Source organism: Klebsiella sp. JN_Kp127, assembly GCF_040062505.1.
In the GTDB taxonomy this organism is placed as follows: domain Bacteria; phylum Pseudomonadota; class Gammaproteobacteria; order Enterobacterales; family Enterobacteriaceae; genus Klebsiella; species Klebsiella quasipneumoniae.
The window spans coordinates 17,357-34,149 of the sequence record NZ_JBEAHS010000014.1 but is presented as its reverse complement, the minus strand read 5'-3'; the positions used below and the strand labels follow the sequence as shown (position 1 = coordinate 34,149).

At 57.5% G+C, this 16,793-nt stretch carries 19 protein-coding genes; 8 read left to right on the top strand and 11 right to left on the bottom strand.

Going from position 1 to position 16,793, the window contains the following annotated elements; genetic code table 11:
• Together asr and mdtK are read right to left on the bottom strand one after the other, a co-directional pair.
• The coding region (gene asr, locus ABLV04_RS07520; protein ID WP_348815550.1) for an acid resistance repetitive basic protein Asr at nt 1-409 on the bottom strand (409 nt) is incomplete at its 3' end.
• Nucleotides 410-586: 177 nt separating this feature from the next.
• On the bottom strand, nt 587-1,960 hold the full coding sequence (mdtK, locus tag ABLV04_RS07515; protein WP_072420061.1) for an MdtK family multidrug efflux MATE transporter: 1,374 nt from the start codon (nt 1,958-1,960) through the stop codon (nt 587-589).
• A 229-nt stretch (nt 1,961-2,189) separates the two neighbouring features.
• Between mdtK and ABLV04_RS07510 the strand changes: the two genes are divergently transcribed.
• Nucleotides 2,190-2,825, top strand: coding sequence for a riboflavin synthase (locus ABLV04_RS07510; protein WP_023289947.1), 636 nt, complete (start codon nt 2,190-2,192; stop codon nt 2,823-2,825).
• Nucleotides 2,826-2,861: 36 nt separating this feature from the next.
• Here ABLV04_RS07510 and cfa read toward each other — a convergent pair whose 3' ends face one another.
• Both cfa and punC read right to left on the bottom strand, forming a co-directional pair.
• Complete coding sequence (cfa, locus tag ABLV04_RS07505; protein WP_023289946.1) at nt 2,862-4,010, bottom strand: cyclopropane fatty acyl phospholipid synthase; 1,149 nt, start codon at nt 4,008-4,010, stop codon at nt 2,862-2,864.
• 294 nt (nt 4,011-4,304) lie between these two features.
• Nucleotides 4,305-5,486, bottom strand: coding sequence for a purine nucleoside transporter PunC (gene punC / locus ABLV04_RS07500; RefSeq protein ID WP_032453123.1), 1,182 nt, complete (start codon nt 5,484-5,486; stop codon nt 4,305-4,307).
• 112 nt (nt 5,487-5,598) lie between these two features.
• Here punC and punR point away from each other — a divergent pair, with 112 nt between their 5' ends.
• Nucleotides 5,599-6,510: a DNA-binding transcriptional activator PunR gene (punR, locus tag ABLV04_RS07495; RefSeq protein ID WP_004202889.1), complete on the top strand. Its 912-nt coding sequence runs from the start codon at nt 5,599-5,601 to the stop codon at nt 6,508-6,510.
• Between the two features lie 18 nt (nt 6,511-6,528).
• On the opposite strand, the gene purR is transcribed toward punR, so the two are convergent.
• Complete coding sequence (gene purR / locus ABLV04_RS07490) at nt 6,529-7,554, bottom strand: HTH-type transcriptional repressor PurR (RefSeq protein ID WP_004202888.1); 1,026 nt, start codon at nt 7,552-7,554, stop codon at nt 6,529-6,531.
• A 295-nt stretch (nt 7,555-7,849) separates the two neighbouring features.
• On the opposite strand from purR, the gene ABLV04_RS07485 reads away from it, so the two are divergent.
• Nucleotides 7,850-7,939 carry a YnhF family membrane protein gene (locus tag ABLV04_RS07485; RefSeq protein ID WP_004152976.1) on the top strand — a complete coding sequence of 30 codons (90 nt, stop codon included), beginning with the start codon at nt 7,850-7,852 and terminating at the stop codon, nt 7,937-7,939.
• Between the two features lie 167 nt (nt 7,940-8,106).
• A complete protein-coding gene (locus ABLV04_RS07480) occupies nt 8,107-9,276 on the top strand; it encodes an MFS transporter (protein WP_348815547.1) in 1,170 nt (389 codons plus the stop codon).
• Between the two features lie 59 nt (nt 9,277-9,335).
• Here the strand turns inward: ABLV04_RS07480 and sodB are convergent, their stop codons facing one another.
• Complete coding sequence (gene sodB, locus ABLV04_RS07475) at nt 9,336-9,917, bottom strand: superoxide dismutase [Fe] (protein ID WP_023289943.1); 582 nt, start codon at nt 9,915-9,917, stop codon at nt 9,336-9,338.
• Between the two features lie 479 nt (nt 9,918-10,396).
• Here sodB and ABLV04_RS07470 point away from each other — a divergent pair, with 479 nt between their 5' ends.
• Nucleotides 10,397-10,882: an AraC family transcriptional regulator gene (locus tag ABLV04_RS07470; protein WP_348815545.1), complete on the top strand. Its 486-nt coding sequence runs from the start codon at nt 10,397-10,399 to the stop codon at nt 10,880-10,882.
• On the opposite strand, the gene ABLV04_RS07465 is transcribed toward ABLV04_RS07470, so the two are convergent.
• Nucleotides 10,837-11,709 carry a C40 family peptidase gene (locus ABLV04_RS07465; RefSeq protein ID WP_048297647.1) on the bottom strand — a complete coding sequence of 291 codons (873 nt, stop codon included), beginning with the start codon at nt 11,707-11,709 and terminating at the stop codon, nt 10,837-10,839. The two genes, ABLV04_RS07470 and ABLV04_RS07465, sit on opposite strands and share 46 nt — an antisense overlap.
• Nucleotides 11,710-12,049: 340 nt before the next feature.
• Here ABLV04_RS07465 and ABLV04_RS07460 point away from each other — a divergent pair, with 340 nt between their 5' ends.
• On the top strand, nt 12,050-12,397 hold the full coding sequence (locus tag ABLV04_RS07460; RefSeq protein ID WP_348815544.1) for a Grx4 family monothiol glutaredoxin: 348 nt from the start codon (nt 12,050-12,052) through the stop codon (nt 12,395-12,397).
• Between the two features lie 47 nt (nt 12,398-12,444).
• On the opposite strand, the gene rnt is transcribed toward ABLV04_RS07460, so the two are convergent.
• The 4 genes from rnt to ABLV04_RS07440 all read right to left on the bottom strand — a co-directional run bounded on the left by rnt (nt 12,445) and on the right by ABLV04_RS07440 (nt 15,464).
• On the bottom strand, nt 12,445-13,092 hold the full coding sequence (gene rnt, locus ABLV04_RS07455) for a ribonuclease T (protein ID WP_004202881.1): 648 nt from the start codon (nt 13,090-13,092) through the stop codon (nt 12,445-12,447).
• 135 nt (nt 13,093-13,227) lie between these two features.
• Nucleotides 13,228-13,635 (bottom strand): lactoylglutathione lyase, encoded by a 408-nt coding sequence (gene gloA, locus ABLV04_RS07450; RefSeq protein ID WP_032453119.1) that lies wholly within the window; start codon nt 13,633-13,635, stop codon nt 13,228-13,230.
• Nucleotides 13,636-13,713: 78 nt separating this feature from the next.
• Nucleotides 13,714-14,811, bottom strand: a complete 1,098-nt coding sequence (locus tag ABLV04_RS07445) for an alkene reductase (RefSeq protein ID WP_348815542.1) — start codon at nt 14,809-14,811, stop codon at nt 13,714-13,716.
• A gap of 53 nt (nt 14,812-14,864) precedes the next feature.
• Nucleotides 14,865-15,464, bottom strand: a complete 600-nt coding sequence (locus ABLV04_RS07440; RefSeq protein WP_032428869.1) for a TetR/AcrR family transcriptional regulator — start codon at nt 15,462-15,464, stop codon at nt 14,865-14,867.
• Between the two features lie 139 nt (nt 15,465-15,603).
• On the opposite strand from ABLV04_RS07440, the gene ABLV04_RS07435 reads away from it, so the two are divergent.
• Both ABLV04_RS07435 and ABLV04_RS07430 read left to right on the top strand, forming a co-directional pair.
• A complete protein-coding gene (locus ABLV04_RS07435; protein WP_017901094.1) occupies nt 15,604-15,846 on the top strand; it encodes a DUF1289 domain-containing protein in 243 nt (80 codons plus the stop codon).
• 48 nt (nt 15,847-15,894) lie between these two features.
• A complete protein-coding gene (locus ABLV04_RS07430; RefSeq protein ID WP_023289938.1) occupies nt 15,895-16,791 on the top strand; it encodes an aldo/keto reductase family oxidoreductase in 897 nt (298 codons plus the stop codon).
• Nucleotides 16,792-16,793: the final 2 nt, after the last annotated feature.

The window sequence follows — 16,793 nt, the reverse complement described above, 5'->3', positions numbered from 1 at the left end:
TCTTCGCCGCCTGGGCTTTCTGCGCTACAGCCGGTTTCGCTGCGGCTTTATGGTGCTTCTTCGCCGCCTGGGCTTTCTGCGCTACAGCCGGTTTCGCTGCGGCTTTATGGTGCTTCTTCGCCGCCTGGGCTTTCTGCGCTACAGCCGGTTTCGCTGCGGCTTTATGGTGCTTCTTCGCCGCCTGGGCTTTCTGCGCTACAGCCGGTTTCGCTGCGGCTTTATGGTGTTTCTTCGCCGCCTGGGCTTTCTGTTCGGCTGCCGGTTTCGCCGCCGCTTTATGGTGTTTCTTGTGATGAACGGTGGTGTGGCTAGCTGCGGCAGCCGGGGTGGTGGTCGCGGCATCGGCGGCGAAAGCAACAGATGACAGACCCATAGCAGCGGCAACAACCAGAGCTAATACTTTTTTCATGCTGAAATCCTCGAATTGGTTTCCTGAGTAACCCCACTGCGGGGCTGTTGGCCACACTATATGCATCTCCGGGGCGCTCATCAGTGAGTCTTTGGTGTCGGGGAGTAACTGAATGTACAACGCCGGAACAAAATTGAAGAAAGAAAAAGCCCGCCGGGGTGGCGGGCTTTGGCAGGGTTAGCGCGCGGCGCGCTGTAAGATAGTGCTGGAGGGCTGGCGCTGCAGAAAACGCATCCGCAGCATCATCATAATGGCGGCGGAGGTCAGGCCGATGATAAATCCGCACCAGAAGCCGGCGGGCCCCATGCGGGGGACAATCACGTCGGTCAGCGCCAGCAGGTAGCCGCTGGGCAAACCCAGCACCCAGTACGCGGTAAAGGTGATAAAAAAGATAGACCGCGTATCCTTATAGCCACGCAGGATACCGCTGCCGATCACCTGAATGGAGTCGGAGATCTGGTAGATCGCCGCCAGCAGCATCAGATGCGAGGCCAGCATCACCACCTCAGGGTTATCGTTATACAGCAGGGCAATCTGCTTACGCATCAGCACGGTAAAGATAGCGGTAAACACCGCCAGGCAGACGCCCACGCCCACGCCCGTGCGGGCGGAAACCTGGGCATCGATCGTTGAGCCCTGGCCGAGGCGGAAGCCGACGCGAATGGTGACCGCGGCCGCCAGCGACAGCGGCAGAACGAACATCAGCGAACTGAAGTTCAGCGCAATCTGGTGGCCGGCGACGTCAATGATCCCGAGTGGAGAGACCAGCAGCGCGACGACGGCAAACAGGGTCACTTCGAAGAACAGCGCCAGGGCGATGGGCAGCCCCAGCTGCACCAACCGCAGCAGAACGGCGAAATCGGGGCCGCTGAAGCCCTCGGCGCAGCGGATATCGCGCATCGAACGCGCCCGGCGCACCCACCACAGCATGCTGGCGAACATCACCCAGTAAACGGAGGCCGTCGCCACGCCGCAGCCGACGCCGCCCAGCTCCGGCATGCCAAAATGGCCATAGATAAAGATGTAGTTCACCGGAATGTTGACCAGTAAACCGATAAAGCCCATGACCATCCCGGGCTTGGTTTTCGCCAGCCCTTCACACTGGTTACGGGCGACCTGGAAGAACAGGTAGCCCGGCGCTCCCCACAGCAGCGCGCGCAGATAGCCAACCGCTTTCTCCGCCAGCAGTGGATCGATGTTGTGCATGGAGCTGATGATATACCCGGCATTCCACAGCACGATCATGATCAGCACCGAGACCAGCCCCGCCAGCCAGAAGCCCTGACGCACCTGCGGCGCGATACGCTCCCGCCGCCCGGAGCCATTGAGCTGCGCCACTACCGGGGTCAGCGCCAGCAGCAGCCCGTGGCCGAAGAGAATGGCCGGTAGCCAGATGGAGGTCCCGATGGCCACCGCGGCCATATCGGTGGCGCTGTAGCCGCCCGCCATCACGGTATCGACAAAACCCATCGCCGTCTGCGCCACTTGCGCAAGAATGACGGGTATAGCCAGAGCTAATAACTGACGCGCTTCAATGAAATACTTCTGCACGTGAACACCTTTGTATTGTTGTTTTTTTGAGACTAAAAAAGCCGCCGTAACTGGCAGCAAGGGGATAAAAATGAGGAAATTCCAGTCTATTGTAGCGAGGATTAGCCATTAAGCCAGTGAAAAAAGAGTCGAGGCACGAAGCGCGCTGGCAACCGCTCAGCCCTCCTGTTATTGTTCCCGATAGCGAAAACGGTAATGATACCGTCATGATTTTCAACAGGAGCCAAACATGTTTACTGGTATTGTTCAGGGAACCGCGAAAGTGGTCTCCATTGATGATAAACCCAATTTTCGCACCCACGTGGTGGAGCTGCCGGCGCATATGCTGGAGGGGCTCGAAACCGGGGCATCGGTAGCCAACAACGGCTGCTGCCTGACGGTGACCGACATCAACGGCGCGCGCATCAGCTTCGATCTGATGAAAGAGACGCTGCGGATTACCAACCTCGGCGATATTCAGGTCGGGGATGAAGTCAATGTCGAGCGGGCGGCGAAATTCAGTGATGAAATCGGCGGGCATTTGATGTCCGGCCATATTATGACCACGGCGGAAATCGTGAAGATCCTCACTTCCGAAAATAACCGTCAGATCTGGTTTAAAGTACAGGATCCGACGCTGATGAAATATATCCTTTATAAAGGATTCATTGGTATCGATGGCATCAGCCTGACGGTAGGCGAGGTGACGGCAACCCGATTCTGCGTGCATCTTATTCCGGAGACGCTGCAGCGGACCACGCTGGGGGCGAAGAAGCTGGGCGACCGCGTCAATATCGAGATCGACCCGCAAACCCAGGCGGTTGTCGATACGGTTGAACGCGTGCTGGCGGCGAAAGAGGTCGCGGCTAAGGTCAGTGAAGCCTGACAAAAAATCCCCCGCCGGTGAGCGGGGGAGTGTTTTTTAACGGGCGACGCGCAGTCCGTGTTCAATCCCGCGCGAGAACACCACCTGCCAGAGCTGAATGTCGCGGGCGCGGAAGGCGCCGGCGCAGGCGTTCAGGTAATAACTGAACATGCGTTTGAAACGCTCAGAATAGTTATCGGCAATTTCCGGCCAGCTGGCGAGGAAACGCTCATACCAGGCCATCAGGGTGGTGTCATAATCGGCGCCGAAGTTGTGCCAGTCTTCCATCACAAAGTGCTTCTCGCTGGCATCGGCGATCTGCCGTACCGACGGCAGGCAGCCGTTAGGGAAGATATATTTATTGATCCACGGGTCAACGTTATGGTCGGTGACTTTGGAACCGATGGTGTGCAGTAAGAAGCGGCCGTTGGGTTTCAAATTACGATCGGCGACCTCAAAGTAGGTGGCGTAATTTTTGGGACCCACGTGTTCGAACATGCCGACGGAGACGATGCGGTCGAAGCTGTCGTGCAGATCGCGATAATCCTGAAGACGAATATCCACGTCAAGGCCATCGCAGCGCGCCTGGGCCATCTTTTGCTGTTCGGCGGAGATGGTCACGCCGACAACGCTCACCTGGTAATTCCGCGCCATATATTCGGCAAGACCGCCCCAGCCGCAGCCGATATCCAGCACTCGCATGCCTGGCTCGAGCTCCAGCTTACGGCAGATGAGATCCAGCTTATCCTGCTGCGCGGCTTCGAGGGTCTGCGCCTCTTTCCAGTACCCGCAGGAATATTGCATGTAGGGATCCAGCATCCGGCTGAAAAGATCGTTGCCGAGGTCATAGTGCTCTTTGCCGACGATCCAGGCGCGTTTTTTACTTTGCAGGTTAAACAGGCGAGCGCCTGCGATGCGGAGTGTGTCTTTGAAATGGTGAGGGAGTTGTTTTTCCAGCCCGGCGCGGAGCACTTTATGGAAGAATATATCCAGACGCTCGCAGTCCCACCAGCCGTCCATATAGCTTTCGCCTAAACCCAGCGACCCCTCCTGCAATACGCGTTTAAAAAAAAGAGGGTTTTTAATCCGCAGGTCTGACGGCGCGGAGCCATTGATTTCAATTCCCGCACGGCCCAACAATTCAGCTGCAATCCGGTACCAGTCATCATTTGGTACACTTACTTCTTCTATACACGATGAACTCATAGCTTCTCCATCACGCCCAAGTGATCAGAACCTTAAAACAGCGTAGACGCTTTTTTGGCTTTGTGAGAAATCTCACGGATAATCCGTGAAGTCGCTATCCGACGTAGAACAGAGGAAGGGAGATAACCCTTGCCGAAAGGCCTTCCATGGTGAAACGGAGGCATCCTGCATCCGTTAATCTGTTAAATATTTTTTATTTATGTGAACCCGGATCCAGTATAGGACGCTAAGTACTGGCTTTCAATAAAAATATCTTAGCGTGCTAACCACTGGTCCGGGCTCTGGCGACGGGCGTCAGGCGTGGGAAGAGTGGGCCGCCAGCGCTGGCGTCTGCTGCAGGCGATAACCCACTCCGGCTAACAAAATAGAGACCAGCATCACGCTGGTGGTGGTCAGCAGCGGCGTGGCGATCAGCGCGGAGACTAGCAGGCTGGTCAGGAAGCACAGGCCAAGCTGGAGGGTGTTCTGCAGCGCCGCCGCGCGGCCGGTTGCCTGCGGGAAAGGCTTCAGCGCCTGAGCGACCACGATGGGGTAGATCCCGCCGTTGACCACCGCCATCAGGCAGAACGGGATCATCAACGCCACCAGCGAGGCATGCGTTTGCAGACCCACCAGCCAGGTGGCGGCGACGCTGACGGCGAAGACCACCAGCAGCCACGGGAGCATTTGTTGCCCGGACCATTTTTGCAGCAGCGCGCGACAGCCATAGCCGCCCACCAGAAAAGCGATGGTCTGCGGGATATAGCTCAGGCCGATGGCGGTCGGGCCGTAGCCCATCTCATGAAGGATAAACGGCGAACCGGTAAGCCAGGCGAAGAAGCTGGCGGAGCAGGCGGCGTAGATCAGGACGTTGCCGCTGTATTCCCGGGAGCGCAGCAGCGCCAGAAAAGTGATTTTCTTTTCAGCCACTGTGGCCGACTTAGCGGCGGCCTTCAGGCGCAGGGCAGGCAGCATCAGCAGCAGAGTGATGGCAAACAAGGTGGCGAAGATGGCTTGCCACTCGAAGTGCACCAGCAGCCAGCTGCCCAGCAGCGGGGCCAGCGCAGGGGACAGTCCTACCAGCGGCATAATAGTGGCGAAGATGCGGTTGGTGCGCTGGGCGGGATAGTAATCGGTCACCATCGCCTGCCAGGTGACCGCCGCGGCGCAGACGCCAATCGCCTGCAGAAAACGCAGCGCCAGCATCAGCGTGGCGTTCTGCACCCACAGCATTCCCAGGCAGCCGACCGCGAAAATCGCCAGGCCGCTCAGCAGCACCGGTTTGCGCCCGTAGCGGTCTGACAGCGGCCCCCAGAAGAGCTGGCCCAGCGCGAAGCCGGCGAGGAACAGGCTCAGGCTGGCGCTAATGGATGCGGCGGAGGTGTCGAGATCCTGCTGCATGGCGGCAAATGCCGGCAGGTACATATCGGTGGCCAGAAAGCCCAGCACGCTCAGGCCGGCCAGCCAGACTAAAAATCCTTTCCCAGGTTGTGACATAACGTTCTCATTTTTGGAGTACAGGTACGATGCCGCAGAGTGTAGGGAGTGCATTGTGGCTTGTGAAACGCTAATATTTGTCACATGCATTCAAAAATTTTGCAGGCAGAAAATGTGGTCTGAATACTCTCTGGAAGTGGTTGATGCCGTCGCCCGTAACGGCAGCTTTAGCGCGGCGGCGCAGGAGCTCCATCGGGTGCCTTCCGCCGTCAGCTATACCGTGCGTCAGCTCGAAGAGTGGCTGGCCGTCCCGTTGTTTGAGCGCCGTCATCGTGATGTGGAGCTGACCCCCGCCGGGGTCTGGTTTTTACAGGAAGGGCGCTCTGTTATCAAAAAAATGCAGATCACCCGCCAGCAGTGCCAGCAAATTGCCAACGGCTGGCGCGGGCAGTTGTCGATCGCGGTGGACGATATCGTGAAACCCGCGCGGATGCGCCAGATGATCGTGGATTTCTATCGCCATTTTCCCGACGTCGAGCTGATCGTTTTTCAGGAAGTGTTCAATGGCGTATGGGATGCGCTGGCCGACGGCCGCGTGGAGCTGGCGATTGGCGCAACGCGCTCTATTCCGGTCGGGGGCCGCTATGCGTTCCGCGATATGGGGATGCTGAGCTGGGACTGCGTGGTGGCGAGCGATCACCCGCTGGCGAAGATGGCGGGGCCGCTGAGCGACGATGTCCTGCGCAACTGGCCGTCGCTGGTGCGGGAAGATACCTCGCGTTCGTTGCCCAAACGGACAACGTGGCTGCTGGATAACCAGAAGAGGGTGGTGGTCCCCGACTGGGAATCGTCGGCAACCTGTCTGTCGGCAGGGCTCTGCGTCGGCATGGTGCCAAGCCATTTCGCCCGGCCATGGGTGGATCGCGGCGAGTGGACCGCCCTGGCGCTGGAAAATCCGTTTCCGGATGCGGCCTGCTGTCTGACCTGGCAGCAGAATGATGCTTCACCGGCGTTAAACTGGATGCTGGACTACCTGGGGGACAGCGACACGCTGAATCGGGAGTGGCTGCGGGCGCCGGAATGATCCGCGCCCGCCAGTGCTTTAGCGACGATAGTCGACAAACGGGCCATCCGCCACCGAGCGGCGTTCGACCAGCCGAGGGTGCACTTCAATAGACTGCGACTCTTCGCGCTTGTTGACGATACGATCCAACAGCATATTGAACGCGGCTTCGCCCAGCGAATCTTTCGGCTGATGAATGGTGGTTAACGCCGGGCTGAAATAGCGGGCGTTACGCACATTATCATAACCGATCAGCGAAATGTCCTGCGGCACGCGCAACCCCATTTCATCCGCGGCGCAGATAGCGCCCATCGCCATAATGTCGCCGCCGCAGAAGACCGCCGTTGGACGGTGTTGTTGGCTCAGGATCTGCTGCATGGCGCGGTAGCCGGACTCCGGCTCGAAGTCGCCCTGTACAATCCAGTTTTCCGGCACGCTGATATGCGCCTCTTTCATCGCCTGCATGAAGCCGGCCAGTCGCCCCGCGCCGGTGTTGCGCTCCAGCGGGCCCGGGATCACGCCGATTTCGCGGTGACCGCGTTCAATCAGGTAACGTCCGGCGATATACCCGCCCTGGAAGGCGTTATCGATTACCGCATCGGTAAAGTCGGCTTTTGCTTCGCCCCAGTCCATCACCACCATCGGAATATGGCGATACTCTTCCAGCATGCTCAGGACGGAATCCGGGTATTCGGAACACATCACCAGCAGACCGTCGACGCGTTTTTGCGCCATCATCGACAGATAGGCCCGCTGTTTTTCCGGGTCGTTCCAGGCGTTGCCGAGGATTAGGGTATAGCCCTTCTGGAAGCAGCTCTTTTCAACGGACTCAATAATTTCAGCGAAATAGGCGGCTTCGCTACTGGTCGCCAGCAGGCCAATCGATTTTGTATGATTGACTTTCAGGCTGCGGGCCACGGCGCTCGGCGAGTAGTGCAGCTCTTTGATCGCCGCCCATACCGCATTGCGCGTCTCTTCGGCAACGAAACGGGTTTTGTTAATTACATGTGATACAGTTGTAGTGGAAACGTTTGCGCGCTTCGCTACATCTTTAATAGTTGCCATTACATCTCACTCCATGCCTTGACCTGATCGCCTGATCATCGATACGTAAACGTTTGCCTACACACACCCTGAATACAATTTTCAACATTGCATCACGTCGGGAAAACGACACAGAACGACAGGAAGGGGTCAATGGCCGATACGCTTTTAAATTAGCGTGGGATTTTGTCCGATCTTGGGGCAAAGTGGAAGAGCAAAAATGTGCATCGCCCTAAATCCCGGAAGATTTTTGCGATTTTTTGTGCAAAAATGAGCAAGCTCACTTTTGGTGTGGGGATAACAAGAGGGAAAAATGATGGATACCAATTTAAAGTTTTCGCTGATCACCACGATTATTGCCCTCGGCGTGATCGTCGCATTCAGCCTGACCGCCATACTGCACTAATGTTCCGATGAGGGAGGAGCGCGGCCTCCTCCCCGTATCCCGCCATTATTATCAATTCTGCAAAAATCTTTTGTCATTTCGTTCACTTTTGTTTTTTTGTGATTGATGTCATGCTTTTGGCTTCTGATGTTACGCCGTCCTCCCTGACGGTCTGATGGAGTCATTGAATGAAAATCAACTTTCCTTTACTCGCGCTGGCGATCGGCGCCTTTGGCATCGGGACCACCGAGTTCTCCCCGATGGGATTGCTGCCGGTGATTGCCAAGGGCGTGGACGTCTCGATACCGGTAGCGGGAATGCTGATCAGTGCGTATGCCATCGGCGTCATGGTCGGCGCGCCGCTGATGACCCTGCTGCTGTCCCATCGCGCCCGACGCAATGCGCTGATTTTTCTGATGGGGATCTTCACCGTCGGCAACCTGCTGTCATCCATTGCGCCGGATTACACCACGCTGCTGCTGTCGCGCATTATTACCAGCCTCAACCACGGCGCCTTTTTTGGCCTGGGGTCGGTGGTGGCGGCCAGCGTGGTGCCCAAGCACAAGCAGGCCAGCGCGGTGGCCACCATGTTTATGGGCCTCACCATCGCTAATATCGGCGGCGTGCCTGCCGCGACCTGGCTTGGAGAAACCATCGGCTGGCGGATGTCCTTCCTCGCCTCCGCGGGGTTAGGCCTGCTGGCGATGGTGAGCCTGTGGTTCTCCCTGCCGAAGGGCAGCGCGGGCGAACGGCCGGATGTCAAACAAGAGCTTTCGGTCCTGTTACGGCCGCAGGTGCTTTCTGCCTTACTGACCACCGTGCTGGGCGCCGGGGCGATGTTTACGCTGTATACCTACATTTCGCCGGTACTGAATTCGCTGACCCATGCTTCATCGCTGTTTATCACCGCGATGCTGGTGCTGATTGGAGTTGGTTTTTCGCTGGGCAACTATCTGGGCGGCAAATTCGCCGACCGGTCGGTCTCCCGCACGCTGAAAGGCTTTCTGCTGCTGCTGATGGCGATCATGCTGGCGATACCGCTGCTGGCGCAATCCCAGGCGGGTGCGGCCATCAGTATGATCGTCTGGGGCGCAGCCACCTTTGCGGTAGTGCCGCCGCTGCAGATGCGAGTGATGCGCGTGGCGCATGAGGCGCCGGGTCTCTCTTCTTCGGTGAATATCGGGGCGTTCAACCTGGGCAACGCGCTGGGCGCCGCCGCCGGCGGAGCGGTGATCTCCGGCGGACTGGGATATGCGTTTGTGCCGGTGATGGGCGCGATTATTGCCGGTCTGGCGCTGCTGCTGGTCTGGTTTAGCGGACGAGCGCAGCCGGAGGAGGCCTTTGCCAGCCAGTCATAAACGGTGGGGAAGGGTGTAAAAAAAACCGCAGCAGGGGTCACTCTGCTGCGGTTTGTCGTTTATGCGGCCAGGTTAGCGGCAACAAACTTCCAGTTAACCAGCGCCCAGAAGTGGTCCAGATAGCTTGGACGGGCGTTGCGGTAGTCGATGTAGTAAGCATGTTCCCAGACGTCAACGGTCAGCAGCGGCTTCGCGTCGGTGGTCAGCGGGGTACCCGCGTTGCTGGTGGAGACGATAGCCAGGCTGCCGTCGGCATTTTTAACCAGCCAGGTCCAGCCAGCGCCAAAGTTTTTCGCCGCGGCGTCGGTAAATTTGGCCTTAAACTCTGCGAAGCTGCCGAAGGATTTGGCAATCGCGGCCGCCAGCTCGCCTTCCGGTTCGCCGCCGGCGTTCGGCGCCAGGCAGTTCCAGTAGAAGGTGTGGTTCCAGACCTGCGCCGCGTTGTTGAAAACGCCGCCTTCAGAGGTGCGCACGATCTCTTCGAGCGATTGACCTTCGAACGCGGTGCCTTTGATCAGGTTGTTGAGGTTAGTGACATACGCCTGGTGGTGTTTACCGTAGTGGTATTCCAGGGTTTCTGCGGAAATGTGCGGCGCCAGGGCGTCTTTTGCATATGGTAATGCAGGTAATTCAAACGACATTGCTACTCTCCTTATAACTTTTTGTTTTATCTCACATTGACAAGATGAGGTTTTCACCTGAATCGCGTTCTGACCGCCCGACGCTGTCGCGTCCCGGGCCTGTTATTGTATTGAGAATGTTAACATTTGCCGCAGGCAGTGAAAAGCCTTACAACGATAAAGGCTATTATCGCCGGCGCAACTGCCGAAGGCTTAACCGTTTTCTGCGGAGCGGCGCGTTAAGACGCCCGCAGATGTTGCAAAAATGTATAAATAAAAGGAGGCTGGGTCTCCAGCCTCTCACCGCGATGGTTAATTTCTCAGCAGGCCATCTTAAGGCCCCGCAGCGCAAACGACTGAGTGAAAATAAGCATTTTAAATCAAATAATTAATGACGCTATGCTTTCAGGCAATCGCCGCTATGCCAATAATTCATTGTCTATTTTGATATTTGTATGACAAATATAGCCGCCGGCAGTAATTTCCACAGGATGGCTACGATGGCAAAAACAGATGAAGTGGTAAGCCCGAAAATGATCCCGGTCGTGCAGGGGATCGTTGACTGGATCGAAGCACATATTTTTGACACCCTGCCGGTAAGCGCGATAGCGAAAAAGTCCGGCTACTCGCACTGGTATTTCCAGCGGCAATTCGCCATGGTGACCGGCTGCACGCTGGCGAGCTACCTCAGCCGCCGGAAGATGACCATCGCGACAATCTACTTAACGCAGACCGAGGCCTCCATGCAGAGTATTTCCCAACGTCTGGGGTACGACGGGCAGGCGGCGTTCTGCCGCACCTTTCACCGTCACTTTGGCATGTCGCCCACCCGCTATCGTCGGGAAGCGCCGGTCACAGAGGCGAATATGCAGTTTCCCCTGACGGTGGGGGCGGAGAACGCGCAGGTGAAGAGGGCTGCCGCCGTAGCGGCAGACCGGGATCAGCGAATGGTTTTCGGGGTCATGACGCGACGGGCGCCGACGTAATGGCGTACCCAGTAATCTTCGCTCAGGGAGGTGATTTGAATATCGCGCCCCGTGCGCGGGGACTGAATGAATTTCCCGTTGCCGACGTAAACGCCAACGTGGTCGGCAGTGCCGCGTCCGCGGGTGCGGAAGAAGACCAGGTCGCCGCTCTGCAGTTCGTCACGATCGACCGGACGCGCATCGCGCAGGTGGTACATTTCATTGGCGGTACGCGGGATATGAATCTTGACCAGGTCTTTGTAGGCGTAATAGACCAGCCCGCTGCAGTCGAACCCGGTGCGCGGCGAGGTGCCGCCCCAGCGATACGGTTTACCCAGCTGGCCCATCAGTTTGTTCATGGCGGTACTCTGCGCTTTTTGCACCCGGACCTTATGCGCGTCGGCGATCGTCAGATTCGCTTCGCTGGCCTCGGGTTTACAGCGTTTTTTATAGCCCTTACGCACCACGCATTTGCTTTTGACGCTGTTCAGCGCCAGGGCCGGCTCGGCGCTGGCGGCCACCGTTTTTGCGCACTGCTTTTTATACCCTTTACGCAGCACGCATTTTTTCGTGGCGCCGGCGGCCTGACGATGAAGCGCGGTTTGGCTTGCTGCGGTAGAGCGGGTAGGGAGCCGGGTGCTCGAGGATTTTTTACTGGTGGTTTTAGCGGTGGTTTTACTTTTTTGACTGGTTGCTTTTTTCTTGCGCTCTGAGCCGCTTTTCGCGGGTAACGCCTTTGGCGAGGCGGAGGCGTGCGTATGCCCTGAAGCCTGAGCCAGTGGCGTGAATGAGATAGATGTGAACAGTAATGCACAGAGCGATATCGCGATTTTGTTTAGCCGCGCCACTGAGCAATCCCCTGATTAATTACAGACATGTACAAATGCCTGACGATGAATGACAAACCGGAACGATTCTAAAGCATAAAAACCCGGAAAGTTAATATTCTTTTGTATCAAAAATGTCGATTGGTTAACGATTGCAAGAAAACGCGTCAGACATTGACCGCCTCGCACAGAAAATGCGCAACGCGCGCCTGCCCGCGACGGCAAAATGATATTTTTAAGGCAACTTCGCGCAACAGAAGATAAAATATGAATAGTGAAAAAAATGTTATTATCGGTCCTGCCCTCGGGACGCTACAATGACAAGTTACTGCCGTAGAAAGAAGTTTAAGGAAGCACGACAATGAGCTCGACTTTAGAAAAGATCCAACGCCAAATCGCTGAAAACCCGATCCTGCTGTACATGAAAGGTTCGCCGAAGCTGCCAAGCTGCGGTTTCTCCGCTCAGGCCGTTCAGGCGCTGTCCGCCTGCGGCGAACGTTTTGCTTACGTTGATATCCTGCAGAACCCGGATATCCGCGCCGAGCTGCCAAAATATGCCAACTGGCCGACCTTCCCGCAGCTGTGGGTGGACGGTGAACTGGTGGGCGGCTGCGATATCGTCATCGAGATGTACCAGCGCGGTGAACTGCAGCAGCTGATCAAAGAGACAGCGTCGAAATACCACACTGACGAGCCGAAAGCGGAATAATTCCCGCGGTCAGTAAAAAAGCGACTTCCTGGAAGTCGCTTTTTTTATCACTCCGGCGTCGCCACCGGCAGCGGCCAACCGCCCAGACGCTTCCAGCGGTTCACTATCTCGCAAAACAGCTGTGCCGTCTGCTCGGTATCGTAGAGGGCGGAGTGGGCCTGCGCGCCGTCGAACGGCATACCCGCGGCAATACAGGCTTTCGACAACACCGTCTGGCCCAAAGCCAGCCCGCTCAGCGCGGCGGTGTCGAAGGTGACAAACGGATGGAACGGGTTGCGTTTTAGCCCCGCCCGTTCGGCGGCGGTCATGGTGAAGCTGTGGTCAAATGTGGCGTTGTGCGCCACCATGATAGCCCGACTGCAGTCGCTCTCTTTCATCCCTTTGCGTACCATTTTGAAGATGGCATGCAGAGCGTCGTATTCGCTAACGGCGCCGCGCTCTGGATCGTGCGGGTTAATCCCGTTAAAGGCCAGCGCTTCGGGCTGAAGATTGGCGCCCTCGAAAGGTTCAACATGGAAATGCAGCGTTTCATCGGGCATCAGCCAGCCTTGCTCATCCATCTTCAACGTAATGGCGGCGATCTCCAGCAGGGCGTCGGTTTTGGCATTAAATCCTGCGGTTTCAACATCAATCACCACTGGATAAAAACCGCGGAAACGGTCGCACAGACCATTCAGTTGAGCGTTCTCGGACATCAGATTCTCTTAGCTGGAAAAAAGTAGCGCGCATTATGGCAAATTTTGCCACGGCTTGCAGCAGGCAGGGGTGAAAACAACGGGCGCCGCAGCGCCCGGGCGAACGAGGATAATGAAGTCGCTATGGTCGGGGGGTTAGTTGCCCAGCCCTTTGCCGGCGTCTTTCTCTTCAATCAGCTCGATTTTGTAACCGTCAGGATCTTCCACGAAGGCGATAACGGTGCTGCCGCCTTTTACCGGCCCGGCTTCGCGGGTAACGTTGCCCCCGTTCTGGCGGATCCGCTCGCAGGCTTCGGCGGCGTTGTCGACGCTCAGCGCGATGTGACCGTAGGCGGTGCCCAGCTCATAGCTGTCCACGCCCCAGTTGTAGGTCAGTTCGATCACCGCGGTATCGCTCTCTTCGCCGTAGCCGACGAAGGCGAGGGAGTATTTGTACTCCGGGTTTTCGCTGGTGCGCAGCAGCTTCATGCCCAACACATTGGTATAGAAGTCGATAGAACGTTGCAGGTCGCCAACGCGCAGCATGGTGTGGAGTAAGCGCATAATGTCCCCTATGCAGTTTATTTGATAGATCAGAGCCTTGAGTATAGCGGCGATACGTCGCCGCTATCAATGGAGGGATTACAGCGTAGGATAATCGGTGTAGCCTTCCGCGCCGCCGCCGTAGAAGGACTCCGGGCGCTGCGGGTTGAGCGCCGCTTTTTTCTGCAGGCGGGCAACCAGATCCGGGTTGGCGATGTAATCGCGGCCAAAGGCCACGGCATCAATCAGCCCTTTGCTGATCAGGTCGTTGGCTTTTTCAACGGTGTAGGCGCCAGCGCCAATGATCACGCCCGGGAAGCGGTCGCGAACTTTCTGACGGAAGTCTTCGCTGTACGGCTTGCCGCCCGCCCAGTCCGGCTCGGACATGTGCAGATAGGCGATACCGCGTTTCGCCAGCTCGCTAATCAGATACAGCGCGTCTTCTTCTTCGTTCGGGCCATTATCTACATTCTGGAAGCTGCCAATCGGCGACACGCGGATGCCAATCCGGTCGGCGCTCCACTCTTTGCTCACGGCGTCAACCACTTCCAGCACCAGACGGGCGCGGTTTTCCACGCTGCCGCCATACTGGTCGGTACGCTGGTTCGCCGATGGCGAGAGGAACTGGTGCAGCAGATAGCCGTGAGCCGAGTGCAGTTCAACCAGATCGAAACCGGCGTCACGGGCATTGCCCACCGCCTGACGGAAATCATCGACGATCCCCGGGATCTCTTCGGTTTCCAGAGCGCGAGGCATCGAGGTGTCGGCGCGGATGGCGTGGCCGTTTTCGTCGCGCAGCGAGGTGCGGGTGCCGGCGCTCAGCGCAGACGGCGCTACCGGGGCGGCGCCGCCGGGCTGCAGGCTGCTATGGGAAATTCGCCCGGTATGCCACAGCTGCACGGCGATATGGCCGTTTTCCGCGTGAACGCCGGCGGTGATTTTCTGCCAGGCGGCAATCTGCTCCGGGCTGTGCAGTCCTGGCGCGCCGGCATAGCCTTTGGCCTGGGCGGAAATCTGCGTCGCTTCGCTGATGATCAGCCCGGAGCTGGCGCGCTGACGGTAATATTCGCCCATCAGCGGGGTAGGGATATCGCCCGGCTCGATGCTGCGCAGACGCGTCAGTGGAGCCATAAATACGCGATTAGGGACGGTGACGGCACCGACTTTCATCGGGGTGAATAATTTTGATTCCGACATAATGACTCCTGAGTAGACCGGTCGTCTAGGAACTGATGAAATAAAAACGCCTGTTAAACAGCAGGCGCCGCAATAATCTGTTTCGCGTGGGCAAGGGCGCTCTCCAGCGGCGTTGCGCTACGCGTTATTTTGGCCTGCAGGTTGGCGCCGAGCCACAGGGAATAGAGCACCTGCGACAGGGTCATGGCCTCGCCGTCAAATGTCAGACTGCCTTCCTGGCGTCCTTTCTCCAGCGCGTCGCCCAGCAGGGCGATGATCTGGCTGGCGCCGTGGTTCATGGCGGTGCGCATGTCTTCCGACAGATCGCAGACCTCTGCCGACAGCTTGACGGTAAGACACCCGCTAATAATTCCCTGCTGGTAAAACTGATTCAGCGTGTGCTGATAGTAGGCCAGCAGCCGATCGCGATAGTTGCCGTCGCCATGGGCGAAATGCTCGACCAGGCGCTGCAGATATCCGGCGAAATGGTTTTCCAGCAAGGCGACGCCGAAGGCTTCTTTAGAGCGAAAGTAATGATAGAAAGAGCCCTTGGGCACTTCCGCCGTCTTCAGGAGTTCGCTCAAGCCCATGCCGGTAAAACCGCGATGCATGCAAAGCCGCTCGCCGGTGGCCAGAATATGTTCTCGGGTATCGCAATCGCTGTGTCTGTTCATGGGGCACACTGTAGTAGACCGATTGGTCTAATGCAAGACCCGGCGCAAAAATGTTAGCTGGCGCAGCACGTAGTGAACAAAATTTGCGTCAGCGCGGGGAAACGTCTTCAATGAAAGGAGATGAGGGGACAGGAGGCGTGTGGTGGCAGAGCAGTTAGAGTTTTTCCCGGTGCAGAGCCCGTGCCGGGGAATTTGTCAGACCGATGAGCGCGGCTACTGTCGCGGCTGTTTCCGTAGCCGTGAGGAACGTTTTAACTGGCAAACGATGAGCGATGCGCAGAAACAGGAGGTATTGCGTCTGTGCCGTCAACGCCTGTTGCGCAAAATCCGCGCAAACAGGCCAGAGGCGGCGGAAGAACCGCAGCAACCCTCACTGTTTTAAGCCAAAAATTACGTATACTCAGAGCACTTTTTTATTGAGGAAGCGGTTATGGTTCAGCGTATTGCTATGGCTCCCCAGGGGCCGGAATTTTCGCGTTTTGTGATGGGCTACTGGCGTCTGATGGACTGGAAAATGTCGCCAGGCGAGCTGGTCAGCTTTATCGAACAGCATCTCGATTTAGGTATTACCACCGTCGATCACGCCGATATCTATGGTGATTACCAGTGCGAGTCCGCTTTTGGTGAAGCCCTGAAGCTGGCGCCGCATCTGCGTAGCCGAATGGAAATTGTCAGCAAATGCGGCATTGCCACCCGGGCGCGCGCTGAAAACACCATCGGTCACTACATTACCGACCGGGACCACATCGTGCTCAGCGCTGAGCAATCGCTGCGTAATCTGGCGACGGACCATCTCGATCTGCTGCTGATCCACCGGCCGGATCCGCTGATGGACGCCGACGAGGTGGCTGAAGCCTTCCTCGCGCTGCATCACAGCGGCAAAGTACGTCATTTCGGCGTCTCGAACTTTACCCCTGCCCAGTTCACCCTCCTGCAGTCGCGCCTGCCGTTTACGCTTGCTACCAACCAGGTGGAGATCTCGCCGGTGCATCAGCCGTTGCTGCTCGACGGCACCCTCGATCAGCTGCAGCAGCTGCGTATTCGCCCGATGGCCTGGTCCTGCCTCGGCGGCGGCCGCCTGTTTAATGAAGAGGGCTTTCAGCCGCTGCGCGACGAGCTGGCCCAGGTAGCCCACGAGCTTAACGCCGACAGCATCGAGCAGGTGGTTTATGCCTGGGTGCTGCGCCTGCCATCGCAACCGCTGCCGATTATCGGCTCGGGCAAAATTGAGCGCGTGCGCTCGGCGATTGTGGCTGAAAAGCTGAGTATGACCCGCCAGCAGTGGTTCCGTATCCGCAAAGCCGCGCTCGGTTACGACGTGCCATAACC